Source organism: Streptomyces sp. NPDC001868, from assembly GCF_040297125.1.
GTDB lineage: Bacteria > Actinomycetota > Actinomycetes > Streptomycetales > Streptomycetaceae > Streptomyces.
Map to the genome: position 1 here is coordinate 1 of NZ_JBEOYO010000018.1, position 21,232 is coordinate 21,232.

Genomic DNA, 21,232 nt, shown 5'->3' on the forward strand with positions numbered 1-21,232 from the left:
GGCGCCCTGTCGATCCCGGGTGCGGAGTCGGAGCGGTTCCGAGCTGGCCGAGGCCCCCGCATGACCACACGTGACTGCACATGACTGCTATGCGGGAGGCCTGATGTTCCGGCTCGATGTGGATCCGGCGTTGCTGGGAGAGACGGAGGAGCGACGGCAGTTGCGCGCGGTGCTGCGGGAGTTCCTGGCGGCGGAGTGCGGACCCGAGGAGGCCCGGGGGCAGACGGCCGGTCCGCGCGGGTTCGACCAGGTGCTGTGGGAGCGGCTCGCCGGGGAGATCGGGGTGCACGGGCTCGCGCTGCCCGAGGAGTACGGGGGAGCCGGCTACTCGTTCGCCGATCTCGCCGTGGCGCTGGAGGAGACCGGGCGCGTCCTGTGTCCCGCGCCGCTGCTCCCGACCGTCGTGCTCGCCGCGCACGCCCTGCTGGCCGGCGACGAGCGCGCGGCGTGCGAGCGCTGGCTGCCGGGGATCGCGACGGGCGCCCTCACCGCGACCGTCGCCGGGTTCCTGCAACCGGCGCGGATCACCGCCGAGCGCGGGCCGGACGGCTGGCTGCTGCGCGGCGAGGCGGACTTCGTGCCCGACGGCGAGGGCGCCGACGTGGTGCTGGTGGCGGCCCGGGCGCCGGACGGGCCACGGCTCTTCGCCTGCGAGCCGGACACCGGTGGCTGCGACCGTACGGCGCGCCGGGTGCTGGACCTCACCCGCCGTCAGGCCCTGCTCCGCTTCCGGGGAACGCACGCCGAACCGGTCGGCGACGCGGGACAGGCGCCCGGCATCGTCGACGCCGTACTGGACGCCGGGCGCACCGCGCTGGCCGCCGAACAGCTCGGCGGCTGCGCCCACGCGCTGGACGCCGTAGTGGAGTACGTCTCGCACCGAACTCAGTTCGGGAGAGCGGTCGGGTCCTTCCAGGCGGTCAAGCACCGTCTGGCCGATCTGCTGGTGGACGTGGAGGCGGCCAGGTCGGCGTCCGGCTACGCGACCGCCTGCCTCGCCGACCGGACCGCGGGGGAACCGCGGGTGGCGGCGAGCGCCGCCGCGCTGGTGTGCGCCACCGCCTACCGGCGGGCCGTGACGGAATATGTGCAGCTCCACGGGGGGATCGGCTTCACCTGGGAGCACACGGCCCACCTCTATGTGCGCAGGGCGCGGGCCGACGAGGCGCTGTTCGGCACGGCGGACGACCACCGGGTCCGGCTGGCCGGGATCCTCGGCCTCGCCGGGCTGCCGGGCTGAGCGCTCGACGGGACCCGTTTCGGCCGACCCCGCGACGGGACCGTTGACAGGGTGTCGAGTGGCCCCGAGAATAAAATGAAGTCAGTTCAGTTTGAGAGATGTGAAGGAGAGAGCGGATGGCAGTCGAAGACGAGATCCAGTTCGAGCGGGACGGCCACGTGGCCCGCGTCTGGCTCAACCGGCCCCACAAGAAGAACTGCGTGACCGTGCCGATCCTGAACCGGCTGGACGAGATCATCACCGAGGTCGACGCCGACCCCGAGCTGCGCGTGCTGATCCTGCGCGGGCGCGGCAACACCTTCTGCTCGGGCTTCGACCTGGACAGCCTCAAGGCCGACTTCATCGGCAGCTCCACCGCCATCGACGTCGCCGTCCTGTCGGCGAAGGTGTGCGACCGGCTGTACTCGATGCGAACCCCGTCCATCGCGGTGCTCGAAGGGCATGTGACGGCAGGCGGCTTCGAGCTGATGATCTCCTGCGACTTCGCCATCGCCGCGGACGACGCCCTCATCGGCGACTTCCACATCCGCCGCGCTCTCTTCGGCGGCGCCGGACCGATCTACCGCGTGCCCCGCATGATCGGTGTCCGCAAGACCAAGGAGCTGATGCTCACCGGCAAGCTGCTCAGCGGCGTCGAGGCCGCCGAGTTCGGCCTGATCAACGACTCCGCGCCGGCCGACAAACTCGACGCCACGGTCGAGGAGTTCGCGGGACAGCTCACGGACAAGAGCCCGTTCACCATGTGGATCACCAAGATGACCATCGACCGGAGCCTCGACGCCGACATCCAGTCCCTGATGGTCATGGAACACCTCGCGGTCGGCGTCATGCTCAACTCCGAGGACGCGGCGGAAGGCGTCTCCGCGTTCCTGGAGAAGCGCGAGGCGAAGTGGAAGGGGCGCTGACGGCCGTGCCCGGCGCCCACCCCACGACAGACCCGGCGCCGGGGCCCGTGGCCGAGCACGCGTTGCGCGGGTCCCGCTGCGCGGCCTGCGCCGTGACCGTCCACCCGGTGGACCCCGCCTGCCCGAGCTGTGGAGGCCCCGCCGAGCCGGTGGTCCTCTCCACCACGGGCACCGTGTGGACCTGGACCGTGCAGCGGTACGCGCCCAAGTCACCGCCGTACGTGCCGCCCGAGGGCGGGTTCCGGCCGTTCGCGGTCGGCTACGTCGAACTCCCCGAAGGCGTGAGGATCCTGGCGGTCCTGGACGGTGTGCGCCCCGAGGACCTGAGGATCGACATGCCGGTCACGATCACGACGGGCGACGGCGTACCGCGCGCCCGCCCGATCGACCCGGAGGGTCTGTCCCTCGGCCTCCCGATCGCCCCGGGCGGTGTCGCGCGTGGCCGTCCTGCCGACTCGGAAGGGGCGGCGCCGTGAGCGCCGCCGACGTCCTGGTCTGCGGCGTCGGCATCACACCGTTCGGCCGGTCGGAGGCCACCGGGATGCAGCTCGCCGTGGAGGCGGTGCGCGCCGCGCTGGCCGACGCCGGGCTGCCCTGGTCCCGGGTGCGGGCGGCGTTCGGCGGCAGCGACGCCGCCGGGAACGCCGACACCCTGGTCACCCGGCTCGGCCTGACCGGAGTGCCGTTCGTCAATGTCCGCAACGGCTGCGCCACGGGCGGCAGCGCCCTGGTGTCCGCCGTCAACGCGCTCCGCGCCGGCGCCGCCGACGTCGCGCTCGCCGTCGGCTTCGACAAACACCCGCGCGGCGCGTTCGACCCGCGCCCCGCCGACTGGGGGCTGGAGGAGGCGTACGGCGGCGAGGGCCTCATGGTGACCACCCAGTTCTTCGCCATGAAGATCCAGCGCTATCTGCACGACCACGGCCTCACCCCGCACACCCTCGCCCTCGTCGCCGAGAAGGCGTACGCCAACGGGGCCCGCACCCCCCACGCCTGGCGCCGCGAGCCACTGGACGCGGACGAGATCCTGGCCTCGGGCATGGTCAACGACCCCCTGACCCGCTACATGTTCTGCTCACCCGGGCAGGGCGCGGTCGCCCTCGTGCTGTGCAACCGCGCGGTCGCCCGCGAACTCGGCGGCGCCGCCGCCCCGGTCGCCCTGCGCGCGGCGGTCGTCCGCACCCGGCGGTTCGGCTCCTTCGAGGTGTTCAGCCCCTGGGCGCCCGGCGGCACACCGACCTCCGTCAGTACGGACGCCGCGCGAGCCGCGTTCGAGGAGGCCGGGATCGGCCCGGACGACATCGACGTCTGCCAGCTCCAGGACACCGAGAGCGGTGCCGAGGTGATGCACATGGCCGAGTGCGGATTCTGCGAGCACGGCGAGCAGAAATGGCTGATCGCCTCCGGCGCGACCGCGATCGGCGGCGCGCTGCCGGTCAACACGGACGGCGGCTGCATCGCCAACGGCGAACCCATCGGAGCCTCCGGGCTGCGCCAGGTCCACGAGATCGTCCAGCAGTTGCGAGGCCGCGCCGGCGAACGCCAGGTACCGGGCGAACCGCACACCGGCTTCACCCATGTCTACGGAGCACCGGGCGTCAGCGCCTGCACCGTGCTGACCCGCTGAACGGAAGGGAGGGGAGGGAGGTGACGCGTACGCGTACGGCGCCCGGACCCGCACCGGAGCCCGAGGAGTTCCGCGCCGAGGCCCGCCGCTGGCTGGCGAAGGTGGCGGAGCACCGGGGCCCCCGGGGCCGGGAGTGGGGTCACGGCGACGACTCCGTGGCCGTGTTCGAGAACTGGACCGAGGACGAGGAGCGTACGCACACCGAGCGCATCCGTGCCTGGGAGCGCACCCGCTACGACCAGGGCTGGGGAGCCCTCGGCTGGCCAGAGGAGCACGGCGGACGCGAACTGCCCGCCTACTACGAGCAGATGTACCGCGCAGAGGAGGCCGCCTTCGACGTCCCCCGGCGCACCGAGGTCTTCCCCGTCACCCAGCAACTCGTGGCCCCGGCGATCCGGATCTGGGGCACCGAGGAGCAGAAGCGGCGCTGGCTGCGCCCCATGCTCCGCACCGACGAACTCGCCTGCCAGCTCTTCTCCGAGACCGAGGCCGGCTCCGACCTGGCCGCCGTCCGCACGAAGGCGGTCCGCGACGCGGACGGCGACGCGGACGGCGACGGCTGGGTGCTGAACGGCCACAAGGTCTGGACGTCCGGCGCCCGCGTCGCCACCTGGGGAGTCGCCGTCTGCCGCACCGACCCCGACGCGCCCAAACACGCGGGCATCACGGTCTTCCTGGTCCGCATGGACGCCCCCGGCGTCACGGTGCGCCCGATACGGCAGATGACCGGCGGCTCCAGCTTCAACGAGGTCTATCTGGACGACGTCCGGGTCCCCGACACCGACCGGCTCGGCCCGGTCGGCGAGGGCTGGCGGGTGACGCTCACCGTCCTCGCCGCCGAACGGCTGGACTCCGGCACCCTCGGCCTGGACAACGCGGACCGCGCCCTCGACCTCGCCCGCCATCTGCCCCGCCCGCTCACCGGCGGCGAACAGCAACAGGCGGCCGAGCTATATGTCCGTACCCTCGTCCAGCGGCTGATCGGCCTGCGGGTCACGGCGGCCCTGGTCGCGGGCCGTGAACCCGGCGCCGAGGCCTCCGTCGGCAAGCTCTACGCCACCGCGACCCTGCGCGCCACCACCGACCTCGTCCAACAGCTGCTCGGGCCGCGCCTGGCCGCCGACACCGGGGAGTGGGGCACCTTCGCCTGGACCGAGCACCTGCTCGGCGCCCCCGGTTACAGCATCGCGGGCGGCAGCGACGAGATCCAGCGCAACATCCTGGCGGAACGGGTGCTGGGACTGCCCAGGGAGCCCAGACCCGTCGAGCACACCAAGACGCCGAAGGAGCCCACGAGTTGAGCACTCAGACCGACGTGACCCGACTCGCCGGGCGCGTACGCGAGCGCCTCGCCGTACTCCACCCCGGCGAACCGCTCGGCGACCTGGAGACACTGCCCGGCGGCCACTCGGGGCTCACCTACTCCCTCACCGCGGGCCCCACCGCGTACGTCGTCAAGGCCGTGCCTCCCGGGCAGCGGCCGGTCGGCCGGAACGACGTGCTGCGCCAGGCCCGCGCGCTGCGCGCCCTCACCGGCCAGGTGCCCGTACCGGGTGTCGTGGCCGTGGACGAACGCGAACCGGCCTGGTTCGCCATGGAGTTCGTGACCGGTGAGGCGATCGAACCCGTCCTCGACGACCACCGGCTCGACGCCGGCCTGTGCCGTACGCGGATGCTGGCGCTGGCGGGCGTACTGCGCGGGCTGCACCGGACCGGGACGCCCGCCCTGGACGCGTCGGAACCCCTCGGCCCGGCCGCCGAACTCGACCGGTGGAGCCGCACCATGCGCGCTGTACCGCCCGAACTCCGCGTTGGTGCCGAGGAGTTGCTTGAGCGTCTGGCGGCGAGTGTGCCCGAAGGCATGGCGCCGGTCCTCACCCACGGCGACTTCCGGCTGGGCAACGTGCTGTGCGTGGGCGAGCGCCCCGCCGCCGTCATCGACTGGGAGATCTGGGGTTTCGGCGACCCCCGTGCCGACCTGGGGTGGTTCCTGCTCTTCACCGACCACCGGAACTTCCCTCGCCTGGGCCATGAGATCCCGGGCCTGCCCACCGAGGACGAACTGCTCGCCGCCTACCTCGACGGCCGCCCGGCCCCGCCCGCCCTCGACTGGTTCCGCGCCCTGGCCCGCACCAAGATGGCCGCGATCATGGGCCACAATCTGCGCCGCCACCGCGAGGGCAAGCACCACGACCCGGACCAGGAACGACTGCCCCCGACCATCGCGGCGATGATCCGCACGGCACGCGACATCCTCGGCTGAGGGCGAAGGAGCGACACGCGCATGGACTTCGAGCTCTCCCCTAGGACACGGGAACTGCACGCGCGCATGGCCGCGTTCATGGAGGAGTACGTCCTCCCGGCCGAGGCCGTCTACGACCGGCAGCTCGCCGAGGCGGGCAACCCCCACCGACAGCCCGCCGTCATGCGGGAGTTGCAGGAGAAGGCCCGTGCCGAGGGGCTGTGGAACCTGTTCCTCGCACATGGCGAGTGGGGCGCCGGCCTGACCAACCTGGAGTACGCCCCGCTCGCCGAGCTGGCCGGACGGTCCGTCATGGGCCCCGAGGTGTTCAACTGCTCGGCCCCCGACACCGGCAACATGGAACTGCTCGCCCTCTACGGCACTCCCGAGCAGCAGGACCGCTGGCTGCGGCCCCTGCTGGCCGCCGACATCCGGTCCTGCTTCGCCATGACCGAGCCCGAGGTCGCCAGCTCCGACGCGCGCAACATCCGTACCCGCATCACCCGCGACGGCGACTCCTATGTGGTCGACGGCCACAAGTGGTACACCTCCGGGATCCTCGACCCCGACTGCGCGCTGATCATCCTCATGGGCGTGACCGACCCGGACGCGGAGACCTACCGGCAGCAGAGCATGCTGCTGATCCCGCGCGACACCCCCGGCGTCACCGTCCTGCGCGATCTGCCGATGTTCGGCTACACCGACCGCTGCGGCCACGGCGACGTGCTCTTCGAGGACGTACGCGTACCGGTCGGGAACCTCCTCGTCGGCGAGGGGGAGGGCTTCGCGCTCGCCCAGGGACGGCTCGGCCCCGGCCGGATGCACTACGCCATGCGTGCCATCGGCTTCGCCGAACGCGCCCTGGATCTGATGTGCCGCCGGACCCTGAACCGGATCGCCTTCGGCGGCCCCCTCTCCGACCAGGGCGTCGTCCGCGAATGGATCGCCCGCAGCCGCATCGAGATAGAGCAGCTCCGGCTGCTGGTCCTCAAGTCGGCCTGGCTGATGGACACCCGGGGCAACGCCGCCGCCCGCACCGAGGTCGCCGCCATCAAGGTGGCCGCGCTGGAGGTGGCGCACCGCGTGGTGGACCGGGCGGTACAGGCCCACGGCGCGGCCGGCGTCAGCGACGACACCGTCCTGGCCCGGCTGTACGCGATCACCCGGGCGCTGCGTATCGCGGACGGCCCGGACGAGGTCCATCTGCGCACGGTGGCCCGGCGGGAACTCGCCAAGTACCAGAAGGAGCAGGCGTGAACGGACACCCACCGCAGGCACCGCACCCATCGCAGGCACCGCACGCAGTGCGGCCACCGCGGGTTCTGCACGGCCGGGTCGCCGTGATCACCGGCGGCTCGCGCGGGATCGGCCTCGGTATCGCCGGGGCGTACCGGGAGGCGGGCGCCCATGTCGTGATCGCCGCCCGCAAACCGGACGGGCTCGCCCGGGCGCGCGCCGAACTCCTGCGCGTCAAGGGCGACGGTGACATCCACGAGGTGGTCGCCAACGCCGGGGAGCCCGAACAGGCCGAGCGGTGTGTCGAGGAGACCATGGCCCGCTTCGGCCGCCTCGACATTCTGGTCAACAACGCCGCCACCAACCCGTACATGGGCGACCTGCTCGATCTGGATCCGCCGCGCGCGGAGAAGACCGTACGGGTCAACCAGTACGGGATGATCGCCTGGACGCGGTACGCGTGGCGGGCGTGGATGTCCGAGCACGGGGGAGCGGTGGTCAACATCGCCTCCGTCGGCGGGCTGATCGTCGACCCGCACATCGGCTGGTACAACGCCACCAAGGCGGCGATGCTGCATCTGACCCGGCAACTCGCCTACGAACTCGGCCCCAAGGCGCGGGTGAACGCCGTCGCGCCAGGCCTGATCAAGACCGAACTGGCCCGGGCCGTATGGGAGCCGAGGGAGCCGATCCTCACCGCGAAGCTCCCGCTGCGCAGGCTGGGGACGGTCGAGGACGTGGCGAACGCGGCGCTGTTCCTGGCGTCCGACGCGTCCTCCTGGATGACCGGCCAGACGCTGGTGCTCGACGGCGGCGCCACGGTGCTGCCGATCGGGGTGGACGCGTGACGGCCGCCCTCTTCTCCCTGCACGGCCGTACCGCCGTGGTCACGGGTGCCTCCTCGGGTCTCGGCGCCCGGTTCGCCGCCGTACTCGCCGGGGCGGGGGCCACCGTCTTCGCGGCGGCCCGGCGCATCGACCGGCTGAGGGAACTGGCCGGCTCCGACCCCCGCATCCACCCCGTGGCCTGCGACGTCGCGCGCGACGAGGACCGCGTACGGCTCGCCGAGACCGTGCTCGCCGCCACCGGACGGATCGACGTCCTGGTCAACAACGCGGGCGCGCCCGGTGCCGTACGGGCCGAGGACGAGAGCGCCGAGGACTTCGCGGCGGTGCTCGCGGTCAACCTCGTGGCGCCGTTCCATCTCGCCCGGCTGATGGCCGAGGCCTCCGACGCGGAGAGCCGCTCGGTCGTGAACGTCTCCTCGGTGCTGGGTCTCGTCTCCGGTGCCCCACTGGGCGGCGCCTCCTACGCCGCCTCCAAGGCGGGCCTGATCGGGCTCACCCGCGAACTCGCCGGGCAGTGGGGCCCGGCGGGGATACGGGTCAACGCGCTCGCCCCCGGCTGGTTCCGCTCGGAGATGACCGACGAACTGTTCGCGGACGACCGCTCCCGCCGCTGGGTCGAACGGGGCACCATGCTGGGCCGGGGCGGCGCACCGGGCGAACTGGACGGAGCGCTGCTCTACCTCGCCTCGGACGCCTCCACCTACTGCACCGGCCAGGTCCTCACCGTCGACGGCGGATGGACGGCACGATGAGCGGCGACACGGTGAGCGGCGGCCCGATGAGCGGCGGCACGGTCCGCGTCGAGGTCGACGACGCGGGCGTGGCGCATGTCGAGATGTGCCGCGCGGAGGCGGGCAACGCGATCGACCTGGCCATGGCGAGGGGACTGCTGGCGGCCGCCAGGACGTGCGAGGGCGCCGACGGCGTACGGGCGGTGCTGCTCACCGGACGGGGGCGCTCCTTCTGTGTCGGGGGCGACCTGCGGGAGTTCGCCGCACTGCCCGGTGACCGGCTGGCCGCGCACCTCGACCGGGTCACGGACGCGCTGCACGGGGCGCTGCGGGTGTTCGCCGCGCTGGACGCGCCGCTGGTGGTGGCGGTGCAGGGCGCCGCGGCGGGTGCCGGACTCGGACTCGCCGCGGCGGCCGACCTGACCCTCGCCGCGTCCGACGCCACCTTCGTCGCCGCCTACACCGGTATCGGGTACTCCCCGGACGCCGGGGTCAGCTGGTCGCTGCCACGGCTCGTCGGCCCCAAGCGGGCCCTGGACCTGCTGCTGACCAACCGGCGGATCACGGCGTCCGAGGCGGCGGACATGGGGCTGGTCAGCAGGGTCGTCGACGCCGGCCGGCTGACCGAGGAGGCCGGTGCGACCGCCGAACTGCTGGCTCGCGGGGCCACCAGGGCGTTCGGTGCGACCCGCCGACTCGTCGCGGCGGGACTCTCGTCGGGCCTCGACGCCCACCTGGACGCGGAGGCGCGCGGGCTCGCCGACGCGGCGGTGTCGGCGGAGGGCCGGGCGGGCGTGGCGGCCTTTCTGGCCAGGCGACGGCCGGACCACGGTGTTTCCCGTGCCATCTGACTTCGTAACCGAGTTCAAGTAGGTCTACCCTCAGACATCCGATCGGCGACCGGCGCCGGTCATGGAGCGCAGGGAGAGCCGATGGCGAGGGCGCGGATCGTGGATCCGGACCAGGGGCCGAGGTCCAAGCGGGCGGCCATTCTGGAGGCCGCGGTCGAGTACTTCGGCGAGACCGGCTACGAGACCACGAAATGGTCGGACGTCGCCGACCGGGTCGGCATCGGGCAGACCGCGCTCTACCACTACTTCGAGTCCAAGGCGCACTGCCTGCTCACCATCATGCGGCTGGAACTGCAGCGTTCCCACGACATGTTCACCGAGGCGACGGCCGACAAGGAGGATCCCGTCGAGGCGATCAAGGCCGGGACCCGCGCGGCCTTCGCGGTGTCGGAGCAGGAGATCCGGCAGATGCGCGTCCTCCAGGCCAACATGTCGCTGCTCGCCACGCCGAGGAAGTCCAAGCGCGAGGAGGCCGAGCGGATCGCCGCCCGGCAACTGGTGCAGATGGTCGAGCGGGACTGGACGAACCTGCTGGTGCGCGGCATGGCGAAGGGCGCCTTCCCGGTGCGCGACGCCCGTATGCTCGGGCTGGCCGTGCTCGGGATGATCGTGAGCGTGTGGCGGTGGTACCGCCCGACCGGGGCGATCCCGCTCTCGGAGATCAGCGAACTGATCGAGGGATGCGTGGTCCGCATGGTCGGGGAGTAGCTCCGGAACGGGCGCGTGCCCCGCCTCTTGTGGTGGGCGGGGCACCCCCTTATCCTCAAACTGAATTGAACTCAGGTTGAGGCCCGGCAGGGAAGGGGCGGAGAGCATGGTGCTTCGCGAGTACATGGCCCGCATGGACGGTCCGGACCCCGAGAAGGCCCTGGAGCTTCTGGAGCCCGGGTTCCGCTTCCTCATCGCCCTGCCGACCGGTGAGCGGACCGGCGACTCGAAGGCCGACTTCGCCGCGTACATCGCCGGCCGGAACGCCGTGGACCGGGTGCACGAGATCGTGCGGTCCTCCGTGGACCGGGACCTCGAAACCGTCTACGGCTTCGTGGTGGACGCGGGCACCACGACCGGGGCGTTCCTGTCGGCCGCCGTCGTCTCGCCCGCCGGCCTGATGGCGCGCTACCAGTCCCTCTTCACCCCCGCCTTCCACCTCGTCGACCGGCCCTGATCAGGAGGCACAGCGGATGCCCGTGACACAGACGCAACCGTCGACGCCCGCCCCCTTCCTGAGCGCGTGGTTCGCGCTCCTCGACAGCCCGGACGCGTCCCGGATCCTCGATCTGATCAGCGACGACTTCTCGTTCTCCATCCTCTTCTCCACCGGCGGCGACGGCGCCACCGACTTCCACGGCGGCCGAACCGAGATGGAGGGCTACCTCGCGCAGCGCGAGCAGGGCACCCGCACCCATCACCTGCTGACCGGTAGTGCCCACGGCCACGACGAACTGTTCCTCGGCGAGGTCCGCCGCTCCGGCGTGCCCGAGGCGACCTTCGTGGCCTCGGCCCGGCTCGACCCCTCCGGCAAGGTCCGCCGACTCCTCATCGGACGGTCGCCCGCGGTGCTCTTCTCCTGACCCGCTTGCGGCGCTCTCGTCTGACCCGCTCGCCCTCACCCGGGAGGTGCCATGTACAACCTCGTCCTGCTCGCCGCACGGCCGCCCGACTGGACCCATGAACGGTTCATCGACTGGTGGCGGGGCGACCACGCCGAACTGACCCGCCGGCTGCCCGGACTGCGCTCCTGGCGCCACACCGAGATCGACGCGGCGCTGGAGCCGCGTTCCGAGGGCTGGGACGGACTCTCGGTCCTCGGCTTCGACACCGCCGAGGACCTGCGCAAGGCCCTGGACAGCCCGGAATGGGCGGCGGCCGTCGCCCAGGTCGGCGACATGCGGGGCCGCCGGATCGCCGTCATGGGCGACGAGCGGGAGATGCACGCGGGCTGACCGCCCCGACGAGCGAAAGGGCAGGGGCCGGATGCGACAGACCGTACGGGAGTTCCAACAGCTGGCAGAAGAACGCGACTTCACCGCCGTTGTCGACGACCACGGCCACCACACCGCGCGGGACCTCCTCGACGCCGCCGTGACCCTGGCGGAGGCGATCACCCCGGACGGCACGGCCGTCGGCACGGTGCTGGTGCAGGCCGACAACTCCTGGCGCACCGTCGCCGCCACCCTGGCCGTGGGGATGACCGGCGGAGTGCTCGCCCTGGTCAACCGCCACACCACGGCCGCCGAGTTCGAGGCGGCCCTCGACGACATCCGGCCGGACGTCGTCGTCGCCGAGCCGTCCGCACTGCGGGAGTGGCACGGACCGAGGATGCCCACGGGCGGGAAGGCGGAGGCGCTCGGCGGCTGGACCGTGCTGGGCGACCGGGGCCCGCGAGACGTCACGCGCTGGAACGGCGGCACCGTCATCGGCCTCACCTCCGGCTCCACCGGACGCCCCAAGGGCGTCGTCCAGTCCGAGGCCGCCCTGCGCTACGCCTGCGCCCGCACCCGCGAGATCAACGACCTGCGCCCCGGTGACGCGGTGGCCGCGATCGTCCCGCTGTCCTCCACCGCCGCGTACTGCTTCGGGGTCTGCATGTCCCTCATGCTCGCCGGACCGCTGGTGCTGACCGGGCGATGGGACCCCGGGGTCGCGGTCGAGCGGATGGCCGGGCACCGCGTCCGGTGGACCATGTGCGTCCCGACGATGGCCCTGCAGATGGGCGCGGCGGCATCGGGCTCCCGGGCCCTCGAAGGGGTCCGCTCGATCACGGTCGGCGGCGGCCCCATGGACCGGGGCGCGCTCGCCCGCGCCGAACGCTCCCTCGGCACGCGGATCCTGCGGGTCTTCGGCATGTCCGAATGCCTCGGCCACACCTCGCCGCGCCCCGACGACCCCGAGGAGATCCGGCTCGGCCGCGACGGCCGCCCCTTCCCCGGGACCGAGCTGAGATGCGTCGGCGCCGACGGAACCGTCCTCGGCCCCGGCGACACCGGACACGCGCAGGTGCGCGGCCCGTCCCTCTTCCTCGGCTACGCCCGCGACGGCGCCGTCGAGCCGCCCGCCCTCACGGCCGACGGCTTCCTGCCCACCGGAGACCTCCTCATGACCGCCGCCGACGGCACCGTCACCGTCATGGGCCGGGAGAAGGACGTCATCATCCGGGGCGGCCGCAACCTCGACATCACCGAGATCGAACGCGCCGTCGCCAGCCACCCCAAGGTGGCCCGCGTCTGCGTCGCCCCGGTCCCGGACCCCCTCCTCGGCGAACGCCCCGCCGTGCTCGTCGTGCCCGAGGACACCGCCGACGAGCTCCGCCTCGACGACATCACCGCCCACCTGGAACGCGCCGGCCTGTCCAGGGCGAAGTGGCCCGAGTTCGCGTTCACCGTGGCCGAGCTGCCCCAGACCAGGGTCGGCAAGCTCGACCGAGGGGGCGCCCGGGACCTCGTACGCGACCTGTACGAGCGGCTCTCCGAGGCGCACCCCGCACAGCGACGACTGGGAGACGTATGACCACCCGTTTCGACCGAGGACAGTGGGCGCAGGGCGGAGCCCAGACCGTACGGCCCGGAGTGCACCGCGTACCGCTGCCGCTGCCCGACGACGGGCTGCGGGCCGTCAACGTCTACGTCCTTGAGGAGGACGACGGGCTGGTGCTCATCGACGGCGGATGGTCGATCCCCGAGTCCCGCAAGGCACTGGAGGACGCCCTCGCCGGTCTCGGCCGCGACCTCGCCGAGATCACCCACGTCCTGGTCACCCACATCCACCGCGACCACTACACCCAGGCCGTGGAACTGCGCCGCCTGCTCGGCTCCCGGGTCTACCTCGGCTCCGGCGAACGGCGCGGCCTGGAACTGCTCGGCGAACTGCGCACCGACCAGCCCGTCGGATCGCTGCGGACCCTGCGCCGAGCCGGCGCCCGGGAGTTGGCCGACCGGATCGAGGCGATGGACCACGGCGGCTTCGACCCCGCCGTGTGGGAGGCGCCCGACCGCTGGCTGGAGGCGGAGGAACTGCGGTTCGGGGACCGCACCTTGCGGGTCGTACCGACCCCGGGCCACACCAGGGGCCATGTGGTCTACCTCGACGAGGCGCGGGGGCTGCTGTTCTCCGGGGACCATGTGCTGCCGCACATCACCCCGTCCATCGGCTTCGAACTGGGCGACGGCCCCGGTCTGCCGCTGGGCGACTACCTCGCCTCGCTGCGGCTCATGACCGCCCTCGCCGACGCCCAGCTGCTGCCCGCGCACGGACCCGTCGGCGACAGCGTCCACGGCAGGGTCGCGGAACTGCTCGCCCACCACGACGACCGGCTCGGCGAAACACTCGCCGTTCTCGGCGGCCGGTCCCTCGACGCCCACGCCGTGGCACGGGAACTCGGCTGGACCCGGCGGAAGGTGCCGTTCGGGGACCTGAACCCGTTCAACCAGATGCTGGCCGTCAACGAGACGGCGGCACACCTGGACGTCCTCGTGGCCCACGGTCGCGCCGACCGCGCTTCGGTGGACGGGGTGGACCTGTACACGCGATGTGTCCCCGGCGCCGGCGACGGTGACCACGCGTCGGTCACGGCACCGGCGCCGGCGTGACCCGGGCGGGCGGCGCCTCAGCGGGCCGTCCAGCCCCCGTCGACGTACAGCTCCGAGCCGGTCATGAAGCCCGCGTCGTCCGAGGCGAGGAACGCCACGGCGGCCGCCACCTCTCCGGTCGTGCCCAGCCGGCCGAGCGGGGTGCCCTCGATCATCGCGGTCAGCCGAGGGGTGCCCTTCCACAGTTCACGGGACAGGGGCGTCTCGATGAACCCGGGGTGCAGCGAGTTGACCCGCACCCCGCGCCCGCCCCAGTGCAGCGCGGCGTTCTTGGTCATCAGCCGTACGGCGCCCTTGGCCGCGTGGTACGAGAACTGGGCGCCGAAGCCGCCGACCGTACCGAAGATCGAGGCGATGTTGACGACGGAGCCGCCGCCGGACCGCTCGATGGCCGGGCCGCCGTGCTTCATGCCGAGCCACACACCGGTCTGCGTCACCCCGACGACCCGGTCCCAGCCCTCCCGGGTCTCGGACTCCACCGTGGCCATGGTCGCGATCCCCGCGTTGTTGACCAGCACCGACAGACTGCCCAGCCGGTCGGTCACCTCGGCGACGACCGTCTCCCAGGCCGTCTCGTCGGTGACGTCCAGGCCCAACCCCAGGGCGCCGCCGGGCAGTTCCCCGGCGAGCTTCGCGCACCGGTCCGCGTCGAGGTCGGTGACCACGACGGTCGCGCCCTCGTCCGCCAGCCGCCGCACGATCGCCTCGCCGATGCCTCCGGTGGCACCGGTCACCAGCGCCACCTTCTCCGAAAGCCGCATCATCACTCCCCGGATCCCTTCCCATGTCTCTTCTCGTCCCGGACGGCTCGGGTACGCGGCAGGTCGACGGACAGACCGGAGCGCAGCAGCGCGGGCACCGCCGAACCGACCCGGTCGAAGCCCGGGCCGACGGTGCGCCCGGCGAGATGGCGGGCATGGATGCCCTCGGCGATGACCGCCAGCTTGAAGTAGCCGAGGGCCCGGTGGAAGGGCAGCGCGGAGACGTCCCGGCCGGACCGCCGCGCGTACCGTTCGGTCAGCTCCCGCGCGGAGAGGAACCCCGGGTTGGCGGCCGGGACATGCCCCTCGCCGAGGACGGGCTCGCACACCGGGTCCCAGTAGACGAGGAGCAGCCCGAGGTCCGCGAGCGGATCGCCCAGCGCGGCCATCTCCCAGTCGACGATCGCGGCGATCCGCCCCGGGTCCCCGGCGTCGAGGATGACGTTGTCGAGCCGGTAGTCCCCGTGCAGGACCGCCGGTTCGGCACCGTCGTCCCGGGCCAGAGGCAGTGCGCGTACCAACGCCTCGTGCAGCACGTCCAGTTCGGGCAGTTCCCGGGTGGCGACCCGGTCCCACTGGCCGCGCCAGCGCCGCACCTGCCGTGCCACGTACCCGGCCGGGCGCCCGAACCCGCCGAGCCCGATCTCGTACGGATCGAGCGCGTGCAGCGCCGCCAGCTGGTCGACCAGGGCCTCGGAGCACCGCCGCGCGTCCTCGACGGGCAGCAGGGCCGCCCGCTCGCCGTCCCGCAGTACGGCGCCCTCGACGAACGAGACGAGGGTGAACGGGGCGCCGAGCACCGACTCGTCGGCGCAGGACAGCACGGTCCGGGGCACCGGGACGTCCGTCTCGGCGAGCGCGGCCATGACGCGGTACTCGCGGTCCATGTCGTGCGCGGTCGGGGTGAGCGTGCCGAGCGGCGGGCGGCGCAGCACCCAGCGGTGCGTGCCGTCGGTCACGAGGTACGTGAGATTGGACCGCCCGCCGAGCAACAGGCGGACGTCCAGCGGGCCGGCGCAGCCGGGGACCTCGCGCTCGACGAAGCGCTGGAGCGCGGGCAGGTCCACCCCGGCCACCCCGGCCAGGCGCCCGGCGTTGCCGGTGGCCGTCATCCCGCGCCCCCTAGCACGCGGGCGGCCTCTTGCCCCGGCCCGGCGCCCCCGCGCTCCCGCGCCGCCCGTACCGCACGTTTGGCGATGGCCCACCGGTGGGTCTCCGAGGGCCCGTCGTAGATACGGAACGGCCGGACCTCCCGGTACAGCGCGGCCAGCGGGATGTCCTCCGAGATGCCGAGCGCCCCGCAGATCTGGACGGCGCGGTCCACGACCCGGCCCACGGCCTCGGACACGAAGGTCTTCGCGATGGAGGTCAGCTGGGCACCGGGCCCGCCCCGGTCGAGTTCCCAGCAGGCCCGCCAGAGCACCGCCCGGCTCGTCTCGATGTCGATCTCCGAGTCCGCCAACTGCTGCTGCACCATGCCGAGTTCCGCCAGCCGCCCACCGAAGGCCCGGCGCCCGGCGGCCCGGTCCAGAGCGATGTCCTGCGCCCGCCGGGCCACCCCGAGCCAGCGCATGCAGTGCGTCAGCCGCGCGGGGCCGAGCCGCACCTGCGCGTACTCGAAGCCCCGGTGGACCTCACCGAGGACCGCGTCGTCGGGGACCTCGCAGTCGTCGAGGGCGAGTTCGCTGTGCCCGCCGAACAGAGCCCGGTCGAGGGTGCCGATGTTCCTGACCACCTTCATGCCCGGAATGCCGGCGGAGATCAGGAACATGGTCGCCCCGCCCGGGTCGCCGGGTTCGCCACCCGTGCGTGCCATACAGATGGTGAACGCGGCCCCGTCCGCCCCGCTGATGAACCACTTGCGGCCGTTGATCCGCCAGCCGCCCGGGACCCGGACCGCCGTCGCGGCCAGCGCACGCGGGTCGGAGCCGGCCCCGGGGGGAGGCTCCGTCATCGCGAAGCACGAGCGGGTCTCCCCGGCCGCCAGCGGCGCGAGGAACCGGGCCTTCTGTGCCTCCGTGGCCACAGCGGCGAGAAGATGCGTATTGCCCTCGTCGGGCGCGGCGCAGTTGAGGGCGAGCGGGCCCAGCAGGGAGTATCCGGCGGCCTCGAAGACGACCGCCTGACCGCGCAGATCCAGCCCGAGGCCGCCCCACCGCGCCGGGACATGCGGGGCGAACACCCCCGCCGCACGAGCCGCCTGCTGGAGCTCGCGCCTCAGCGACTCCGGACCCGCGTGCACATCGCCGTGGCACTCATCCTCCACGGGCAGCACGGTCTCCCGGACGAACCCGGCGGTCCGCCGCGCGATGTCGGCGACCTCCCGGTCGATGTCGAACTCGATGGCCATCCGGCCCCTCTCGATCCAGTACGTGCTTGTACGGGGGCGTACGACGTCGCTTTCTGCACGGGGCGTACGAGGTCACTCCCTGACCCCGCGCCACGCCAGCGCGCCGCCGTCGATGACGTACGAGGCGCCGGTGATGAACGCGGCGTCGTCGGAGGCCAGGAAGCAGGCGAGCCCCGCCACCTCCTCCGGCCGGCCGAGCCGCCGCACCAGCTGTGGCGCGGTCAGCTCCCGTTCCATGGCGTCGCGGTCGTCGGCAGCCTCGAAGAAGTCCCGGGTCAGGGACGTCTCGATGACTCCGGGGCAGAAACAGTTGCAGCGCACGGGCGCCAGGTCGACGGCGGTGACCTTGGTCAGGTGGATGACGCCCGCCTTGGTGGTGCCGTAGACCGGGGCCAGGGGGAAACCGGTGAGCCCGGACACCGACGCCGTGTTGACGATCGCGGGTCCACGCGTGGAGCGCCGCAGATGGGGCGCGGCGAACTTGGTCGTGAGCCAGACGGCCTTGAGGTTGACCTCGTAGACGGCGTCCCAGACCCCCTCGGGGAGGGTGTCGACCGCACGGTCCTGCGGGCCGTCCACCAGCGCGGATTCGATCACCCCGGCGTTGTTGACGAGGACGTCGAGCCCGCCGAACCGTTCCGCCGTGCGCGCCACCATGGCCTCGATGTGGTCGCGGTCGCGCAGATCGCAGACGATCGGCTCCGCCTCCGCCCCGGCGGCACGGACGAGGTCGGCGGTCTCGGCCGCGGTCGCCCCGTTCCGGTCGGCGACCGCGACCGCCGCCGCGCCCCGGCGCGCCATCTCCACGGCGATGGCCTGCCCGATGCCCTGCCCGGCGCCCGTCACGAGCACCGCCCTGCCCTCCAGCGAACCCCCGCCCATTCCCCTGCCCCCGCTCACAGCTTCTCGAAGATGTCGGAGCCCGCGACCGACATGGCCACGAAGACACCCGCAGACGTCACCAGCGTCATGACGAGCGCGATGGCCGCGACCAGCGGATAGGAGCCGTTGGACCAGTAGTCGAACAGGATGGTGCCCATGACCTGTGTCGTCGGGGCCCGGACCAGGAGCGAGGCCGTGAACTCATGCGTCAGCAGCACGAACATCAGCGCCCCGGCACCCGCGAGCGTGGGACGCAGCAGCGGCAGCATGATGTCGGTGGTGGTCCGCAGCGCGCCGGCCCCGCTGGTCCGTGACGCCTCGACGTACGTGTCGCCGAGCGCCACCATCCCGGACAGCTGCATCCGGGTGGCGAACGGCAGCATCAGCGTGACGTAGACGAGGACGATCACCGTGCGGGTGCCGTACAGGATGAACGGCTCGCGGCTGTACGTCAGCAGGAAGCCGGCGCCGAAGACGACGGCGGGGATCCCCAGGGGCATCGCCACGATGAAGTCGACGGCGGCCCGGACGATCCGGAACCGGCGCCCCTTGAGGAGCAGGGAGGCGGCGACGAAGCCGAGGGGGAGCGCGATGGCGACGGAGACGACGGAGGTGGTGAGGCTGTTGACGATCGCGTCGGTGATCCCCGATTCCTGGAACACCCGCCGGAAGTTGTCGAGCGTGAACCCGCTCGGCTCGATCCTCCCGCTCCAGAAGGAGGAGAGCGACACCACCAGGAGCGCGCCCAGCGGCAGTGCCAGTGCCACCAGGCCGTAGAGGAGGATGCCGGTGACCGCGGCCCACGACGGCCGGCCCCCGGACCGGAACGCCTTTCCGCCATGGGTGACGAAGCGGCTGTGGTCGCCGAGGATCACCTTCTGGAAGAGGACGACGGCGATGCCGAAGAGCAGCAGCGGTGAGCCGATCGCGGCGGCCCGGCCGTAGTCGACGGGGCTCTGCGACACGGCGGCGTACATGTCGGTGGTGAGGACGTCGATGCCGTTGTTCCGGCCGAGCAGCAGGGGGCCCGTGAACTGGCCGAGCCCGAGGAGCAGGGCCACGAAGCCCCCGTACACCAGCACCGGGCGCAGCAGCGGCAGCGTCACCCGGAAGAACACCCCGGCGGCCGACGATCCGCTGACCTGGGCCGCCTCGATCAGCTCCGCGTTGATGTTGCCGAAGCCGGCGCTGACGAACAGGTAGACGAAGGCGGTCAGCCCGAAGCCGGTGATGATCACGATCCACGGCAGGGTGTAGATGTCGACGGGGCCCTCGGCGAGATGGTTCCACCAGGGCAGATGGCGCAGGGCCGCGTTGAGGTAGCCGGGGCGGGGCGAGAACAGGAACGCCCAGCCGGTGACCGCCGCCACGGCCGGGACGACGATGGGCAGGATCGGCACGACGCGCAGCAGCCGCAGCCGAGGGGGCAGCCGGGTCGCCGCCCAGGCCAGGAAGGTGCCGAGGACGAGCGCGATGGCCAGCGAGCCCAGCGCCAGACCTGCCGTCCTGCGCAGTGTCTCCGCCAGGTCCGGGGTGTCGAGGGCGGCACGGTAGCCCCGGGCGTCGTCCTCGAAGGCCAGCCGTTGCAGGCCCACCAGCGGGGCGATCACCAGATAGCCGATGGCCGCCAGGAACACGAGCGCGCCGAGCCGCGGCAGATGGCGCCGCGCCCGGGTCAGTGCCGTCGGCCGCGGCGGGTCCGGGCGAGGCGGTGTCGCCGTGGAGGAAGGTGCGGGAGCGGGTACGGCGGGTGCGGCCATGACGTCACGCCCCCACCGGGGTGGCGGGGGCGTGCGCGGCCGTGCGTACCCCGTCGGCGTCGTAGTAGATGGCCGCGTCCTTGGCGAACCACGCGGTCACCCGCTGTCCCCGGGTCAGACCCCGGGCCCAGGGCGTGCCGGTCAGGGGTGCCCGGGCGTGCAGCCGGCTGCCCGCGATCGTGACGACCACGTCCATATGGCGCCCGCCGAACTGCGCGTCGACGACCTCCGCCGCGAGTCCGACGCCATGGCCCGGCGGCTTCTCCTCGGCCGGACAGAGCTGAAGGTCCTCGGGGCGCAGCCGGGCGGAGATCTCGCCGTGCGCGCGGGGCACCGGGAGTTCGCCCGCCACCGCCCGGCCCGGGTCGTCCGTCCGGCCGTCGGCTTCCGGTTCGCCGGTGAGGGTCCAGCCCTCGCCCGTCCGCCGGAGCGACAGCCGGTTCGACATGCCGATGAACCCGGCGACGTACTCGGTGGCCGGTTCCTCGAAGACCCGCTCCGGAGTGTCGAGTTGCTCGATCCGCCCCGCCTTCATGATCGCCAGACGGTCGCCGAGCGCCAGCGCCTCGCTCTGGTCGTGGGTGACGAACACGGCGGTGAAGCCCAGCCGTGCGTGCAGCTCGTGCAGCTGGGCGCGGACCTGGTCGCGCAGCCGGGCGTCGAGGTTGCTCAGCGGCTCGTCGAACAGCACCAGGTCGGGCCGGGCCGCCAGACCACGGGCGAGGGCCACCCGCTGCTGCTGGCCGCCGCTGAGCTGTGCCGGATAGCGGTCGAGCAGGGCGGCGCAGTCGACGAGTTCGGCCGCCTCCTCGATCCGCCCGCGCGCCTCGTCACGGGGCACCCGCCGGGTCTTGAGCGGATAGCCGATGTTGCGCCGCACCGTCATGTGCGGCCACAGCGCGTACGACTGGAACACCATCCCGATCCGGCGCTTGTTCGGAGGGAGGTTCACCTTCCCGTGTATGTCCAGCACCGTCCGGTCGCCCAGCGAGATGCGCCCCTCGTCGGGTGTCTCCAGACCGGCCAGACAACGCAGGGTCGTGGTCTTCCCGCAGCCGCTCGGGCCGAGGAGAACGATGAACTCGCCCGGTTCGATCTCCAGGGACAGGTCGTCGACGGCGACCGCCGGCGGCTTGCCGGCGAACCTCTTCGTCAGACCCTCGATGCGCACGTGGGACACGGGGGCTCCTCACATCCAAAAGATCAGGTGGGT

At 72.7% G+C, this 21,232-nt stretch carries 22 protein-coding genes; 16 read left to right on the top strand and 6 right to left on the bottom strand.

Annotated elements, in window-relative coordinates; genetic code table 11:
- Positions 1 to 103: 103 nt before the first annotated feature.
- From ABT147_RS21680 to ABT147_RS21755, 16 genes are all read left to right on the top strand, one after another.
- On the top strand, positions 104 to 1,240 hold the full coding sequence (locus ABT147_RS21680; protein ID WP_351408516.1) for an acyl-CoA dehydrogenase family protein: 1,137 nt from the start codon (positions 104 to 106) through the stop codon (positions 1,238 to 1,240).
- 116 nt (positions 1,241 to 1,356) lie between these two features.
- Positions 1,357 to 2,145, top strand: coding sequence for an enoyl-CoA hydratase/isomerase family protein (locus ABT147_RS21685; protein ID WP_351408518.1), 789 nt, complete (start codon positions 1,357 to 1,359; stop codon positions 2,143 to 2,145).
- Positions 2,130 to 2,621: a Zn-ribbon domain-containing OB-fold protein gene (locus ABT147_RS21690; protein ID WP_351408520.1), complete on the top strand. Its 492-nt coding sequence runs from the start codon at positions 2,130 to 2,132 to the stop codon at positions 2,619 to 2,621. Before ABT147_RS21685 ends, ABT147_RS21690 begins: the two co-directional genes overlap by 16 nt.
- The gene (locus ABT147_RS21695; protein ID WP_351408522.1) at positions 2,618 to 3,772 is read left to right on the top strand and encodes a thiolase family protein; all 1,155 of its coding nucleotides are present in this window, start codon (positions 2,618 to 2,620) and stop codon (positions 3,770 to 3,772) included. The genes ABT147_RS21690 and ABT147_RS21695 overlap by 4 nt, the downstream gene beginning before the upstream one ends.
- Positions 3,773 to 3,792: 20 nt before the next feature.
- Positions 3,793 to 5,073: an acyl-CoA dehydrogenase family protein gene (locus ABT147_RS21700; RefSeq protein ID WP_351408524.1), complete on the top strand. Its 1,281-nt coding sequence runs from the start codon at positions 3,793 to 3,795 to the stop codon at positions 5,071 to 5,073.
- Positions 5,070 to 6,035, top strand: coding sequence for a phosphotransferase family protein (locus ABT147_RS21705; protein WP_351408526.1), 966 nt, complete (start codon positions 5,070 to 5,072; stop codon positions 6,033 to 6,035). The genes ABT147_RS21700 and ABT147_RS21705 overlap by 4 nt, the downstream gene beginning before the upstream one ends.
- 21 nt (positions 6,036 to 6,056) lie before the next feature.
- The gene (locus ABT147_RS21710) at positions 6,057 to 7,271 is read left to right on the top strand and encodes an acyl-CoA dehydrogenase family protein (protein WP_351408528.1); all 1,215 of its coding nucleotides are present in this window, start codon (positions 6,057 to 6,059) and stop codon (positions 7,269 to 7,271) included.
- A gap of 47 nt (positions 7,272 to 7,318) precedes the next feature.
- Positions 7,319 to 8,098, top strand: coding sequence for an SDR family oxidoreductase (locus tag ABT147_RS21715; RefSeq protein WP_351408839.1), 780 nt, complete (start codon positions 7,319 to 7,321; stop codon positions 8,096 to 8,098).
- Positions 8,095 to 8,850, top strand: a complete 756-nt coding sequence (locus tag ABT147_RS21720; RefSeq protein WP_351408530.1) for an SDR family NAD(P)-dependent oxidoreductase — start codon at positions 8,095 to 8,097, stop codon at positions 8,848 to 8,850. The genes ABT147_RS21715 and ABT147_RS21720 overlap by 4 nt, the downstream gene beginning before the upstream one ends.
- A complete protein-coding gene (locus ABT147_RS21725; protein ID WP_351408532.1) occupies positions 8,847 to 9,680 on the top strand; it encodes an enoyl-CoA hydratase/isomerase family protein in 834 nt (277 codons plus the stop codon). Before ABT147_RS21720 ends, ABT147_RS21725 begins: the two co-directional genes overlap by 4 nt.
- 81 nt (positions 9,681 to 9,761) lie before the next feature.
- A complete protein-coding gene (locus ABT147_RS21730; protein WP_351408534.1) occupies positions 9,762 to 10,388 on the top strand; it encodes a TetR/AcrR family transcriptional regulator in 627 nt (208 codons plus the stop codon).
- 106 nt (positions 10,389 to 10,494) lie between these two features.
- A complete protein-coding gene (locus tag ABT147_RS21735) occupies positions 10,495 to 10,845 on the top strand; it encodes a nuclear transport factor 2 family protein (RefSeq protein ID WP_351408536.1) in 351 nt (116 codons plus the stop codon).
- Positions 10,846 to 10,861: 16 nt separating this feature from the next.
- On the top strand, positions 10,862 to 11,251 hold the full coding sequence (locus ABT147_RS21740; RefSeq protein ID WP_351408538.1) for a hypothetical protein: 390 nt from the start codon (positions 10,862 to 10,864) through the stop codon (positions 11,249 to 11,251).
- Positions 11,252 to 11,302: 51 nt separating this feature from the next.
- Positions 11,303 to 11,623 carry an EthD family reductase gene (locus ABT147_RS21745; protein ID WP_351408540.1) on the top strand — a complete coding sequence of 107 codons (321 nt, stop codon included), beginning with the start codon at positions 11,303 to 11,305 and terminating at the stop codon, positions 11,621 to 11,623.
- Between the two features lie 31 nt (positions 11,624 to 11,654).
- Positions 11,655 to 13,187 carry a class I adenylate-forming enzyme family protein gene (locus ABT147_RS21750; RefSeq protein ID WP_351408542.1) on the top strand — a complete coding sequence of 511 codons (1,533 nt, stop codon included), beginning with the start codon at positions 11,655 to 11,657 and terminating at the stop codon, positions 13,185 to 13,187.
- Positions 13,184 to 14,266 carry an MBL fold metallo-hydrolase gene (locus tag ABT147_RS21755; protein ID WP_351408544.1) on the top strand — a complete coding sequence of 361 codons (1,083 nt, stop codon included), beginning with the start codon at positions 13,184 to 13,186 and terminating at the stop codon, positions 14,264 to 14,266. The genes ABT147_RS21750 and ABT147_RS21755 overlap by 4 nt, the downstream gene beginning before the upstream one ends.
- Positions 14,267 to 14,283: 17 nt before the next feature.
- Here ABT147_RS21755 and ABT147_RS21760 read toward each other — a convergent pair whose 3' ends face one another.
- From ABT147_RS21760 to ABT147_RS21785, 6 genes are all read right to left on the bottom strand, one after another.
- Positions 14,284 to 15,033 carry an SDR family NAD(P)-dependent oxidoreductase gene (locus tag ABT147_RS21760; RefSeq protein ID WP_351408545.1) on the bottom strand — a complete coding sequence of 250 codons (750 nt, stop codon included), beginning with the start codon at positions 15,031 to 15,033 and terminating at the stop codon, positions 14,284 to 14,286.
- Positions 15,030 to 16,139: a phosphotransferase family protein gene (locus tag ABT147_RS21765; protein WP_351408547.1), complete on the bottom strand. Its 1,110-nt coding sequence runs from the start codon at positions 16,137 to 16,139 to the stop codon at positions 15,030 to 15,032. The genes ABT147_RS21760 and ABT147_RS21765 overlap by 4 nt, the downstream gene beginning before the upstream one ends.
- Complete coding sequence (locus ABT147_RS21770; RefSeq protein ID WP_351408549.1) at positions 16,136 to 17,377, bottom strand: acyl-CoA dehydrogenase family protein; 1,242 nt, start codon at positions 17,375 to 17,377, stop codon at positions 16,136 to 16,138. The genes ABT147_RS21765 and ABT147_RS21770 overlap by 4 nt, the downstream gene beginning before the upstream one ends.
- 72 nt (positions 17,378 to 17,449) lie before the next feature.
- Positions 17,450 to 18,277: an SDR family NAD(P)-dependent oxidoreductase gene (locus ABT147_RS21775; RefSeq protein ID WP_351408551.1), complete on the bottom strand. Its 828-nt coding sequence runs from the start codon at positions 18,275 to 18,277 to the stop codon at positions 17,450 to 17,452.
- Positions 18,274 to 20,019, bottom strand: coding sequence for an ABC transporter permease (locus ABT147_RS21780; protein WP_351408553.1), 1,746 nt, complete (start codon positions 20,017 to 20,019; stop codon positions 18,274 to 18,276). The genes ABT147_RS21775 and ABT147_RS21780 overlap by 4 nt, the downstream gene beginning before the upstream one ends.
- A gap of 4 nt (positions 20,020 to 20,023) precedes the next feature.
- Complete coding sequence (locus ABT147_RS21785; RefSeq protein WP_351408555.1) at positions 20,024 to 21,199, bottom strand: ABC transporter ATP-binding protein; 1,176 nt, start codon at positions 21,197 to 21,199, stop codon at positions 20,024 to 20,026.
- Between the last annotated feature and the right edge of the window lie 33 nt (positions 21,200 to 21,232).

Excerpts from the sequence above, each read along its gene's own strand:
- ABT147_RS21765 (WP_351408547.1), bottom strand. The coding sequence starts at position 16,139 with ATGACGGCCACCGGCAACGCCGGGCGCCTGGCCGGGGTGGCCGGGGTG.
- ABT147_RS21735 (WP_351408536.1), top strand. The coding sequence starts at position 10,495 with ATGGTGCTTCGCGAGTACATGGCCCGCATGGACGGTCCGGACCCCGAG.
- ABT147_RS21745 (WP_351408540.1), top strand. The coding sequence starts at position 11,303 with ATGTACAACCTCGTCCTGCTCGCCGCACGGCCGCCCGACTGGACCCAT.
- ABT147_RS21680 (WP_351408516.1), top strand. The coding sequence starts at position 104 with ATGTTCCGGCTCGATGTGGATCCGGCGTTGCTGGGAGAGACGGAGGAG.
- ABT147_RS21710 (WP_351408528.1), top strand. The coding sequence starts at position 6,057 with ATGGACTTCGAGCTCTCCCCTAGGACACGGGAACTGCACGCGCGCATG.
- ABT147_RS21740 (WP_351408538.1), top strand. The coding sequence starts at position 10,862 with ATGCCCGTGACACAGACGCAACCGTCGACGCCCGCCCCCTTCCTGAGC.
- ABT147_RS21685 (WP_351408518.1), top strand. The coding sequence starts at position 1,357 with ATGGCAGTCGAAGACGAGATCCAGTTCGAGCGGGACGGCCACGTGGCC.
- ABT147_RS21725 (WP_351408532.1), top strand. The coding sequence starts at position 8,847 with ATGAGCGGCGACACGGTGAGCGGCGGCCCGATGAGCGGCGGCACGGTC.
- ABT147_RS21750 (WP_351408542.1), top strand. The coding sequence starts at position 11,655 with ATGCGACAGACCGTACGGGAGTTCCAACAGCTGGCAGAAGAACGCGAC.
- ABT147_RS21730 (WP_351408534.1), top strand. The coding sequence starts at position 9,762 with ATGGCGAGGGCGCGGATCGTGGATCCGGACCAGGGGCCGAGGTCCAAG.
- ABT147_RS21755 (WP_351408544.1), top strand. The coding sequence starts at position 13,184 with ATGACCACCCGTTTCGACCGAGGACAGTGGGCGCAGGGCGGAGCCCAG.
- ABT147_RS21770 (WP_351408549.1), bottom strand. The coding sequence starts at position 17,377 with ATGGCCATCGAGTTCGACATCGACCGGGAGGTCGCCGACATCGCGCGG.
- ABT147_RS21780 (WP_351408553.1), bottom strand. The coding sequence starts at position 20,019 with ATGGCCGCACCCGCCGTACCCGCTCCCGCACCTTCCTCCACGGCGACA.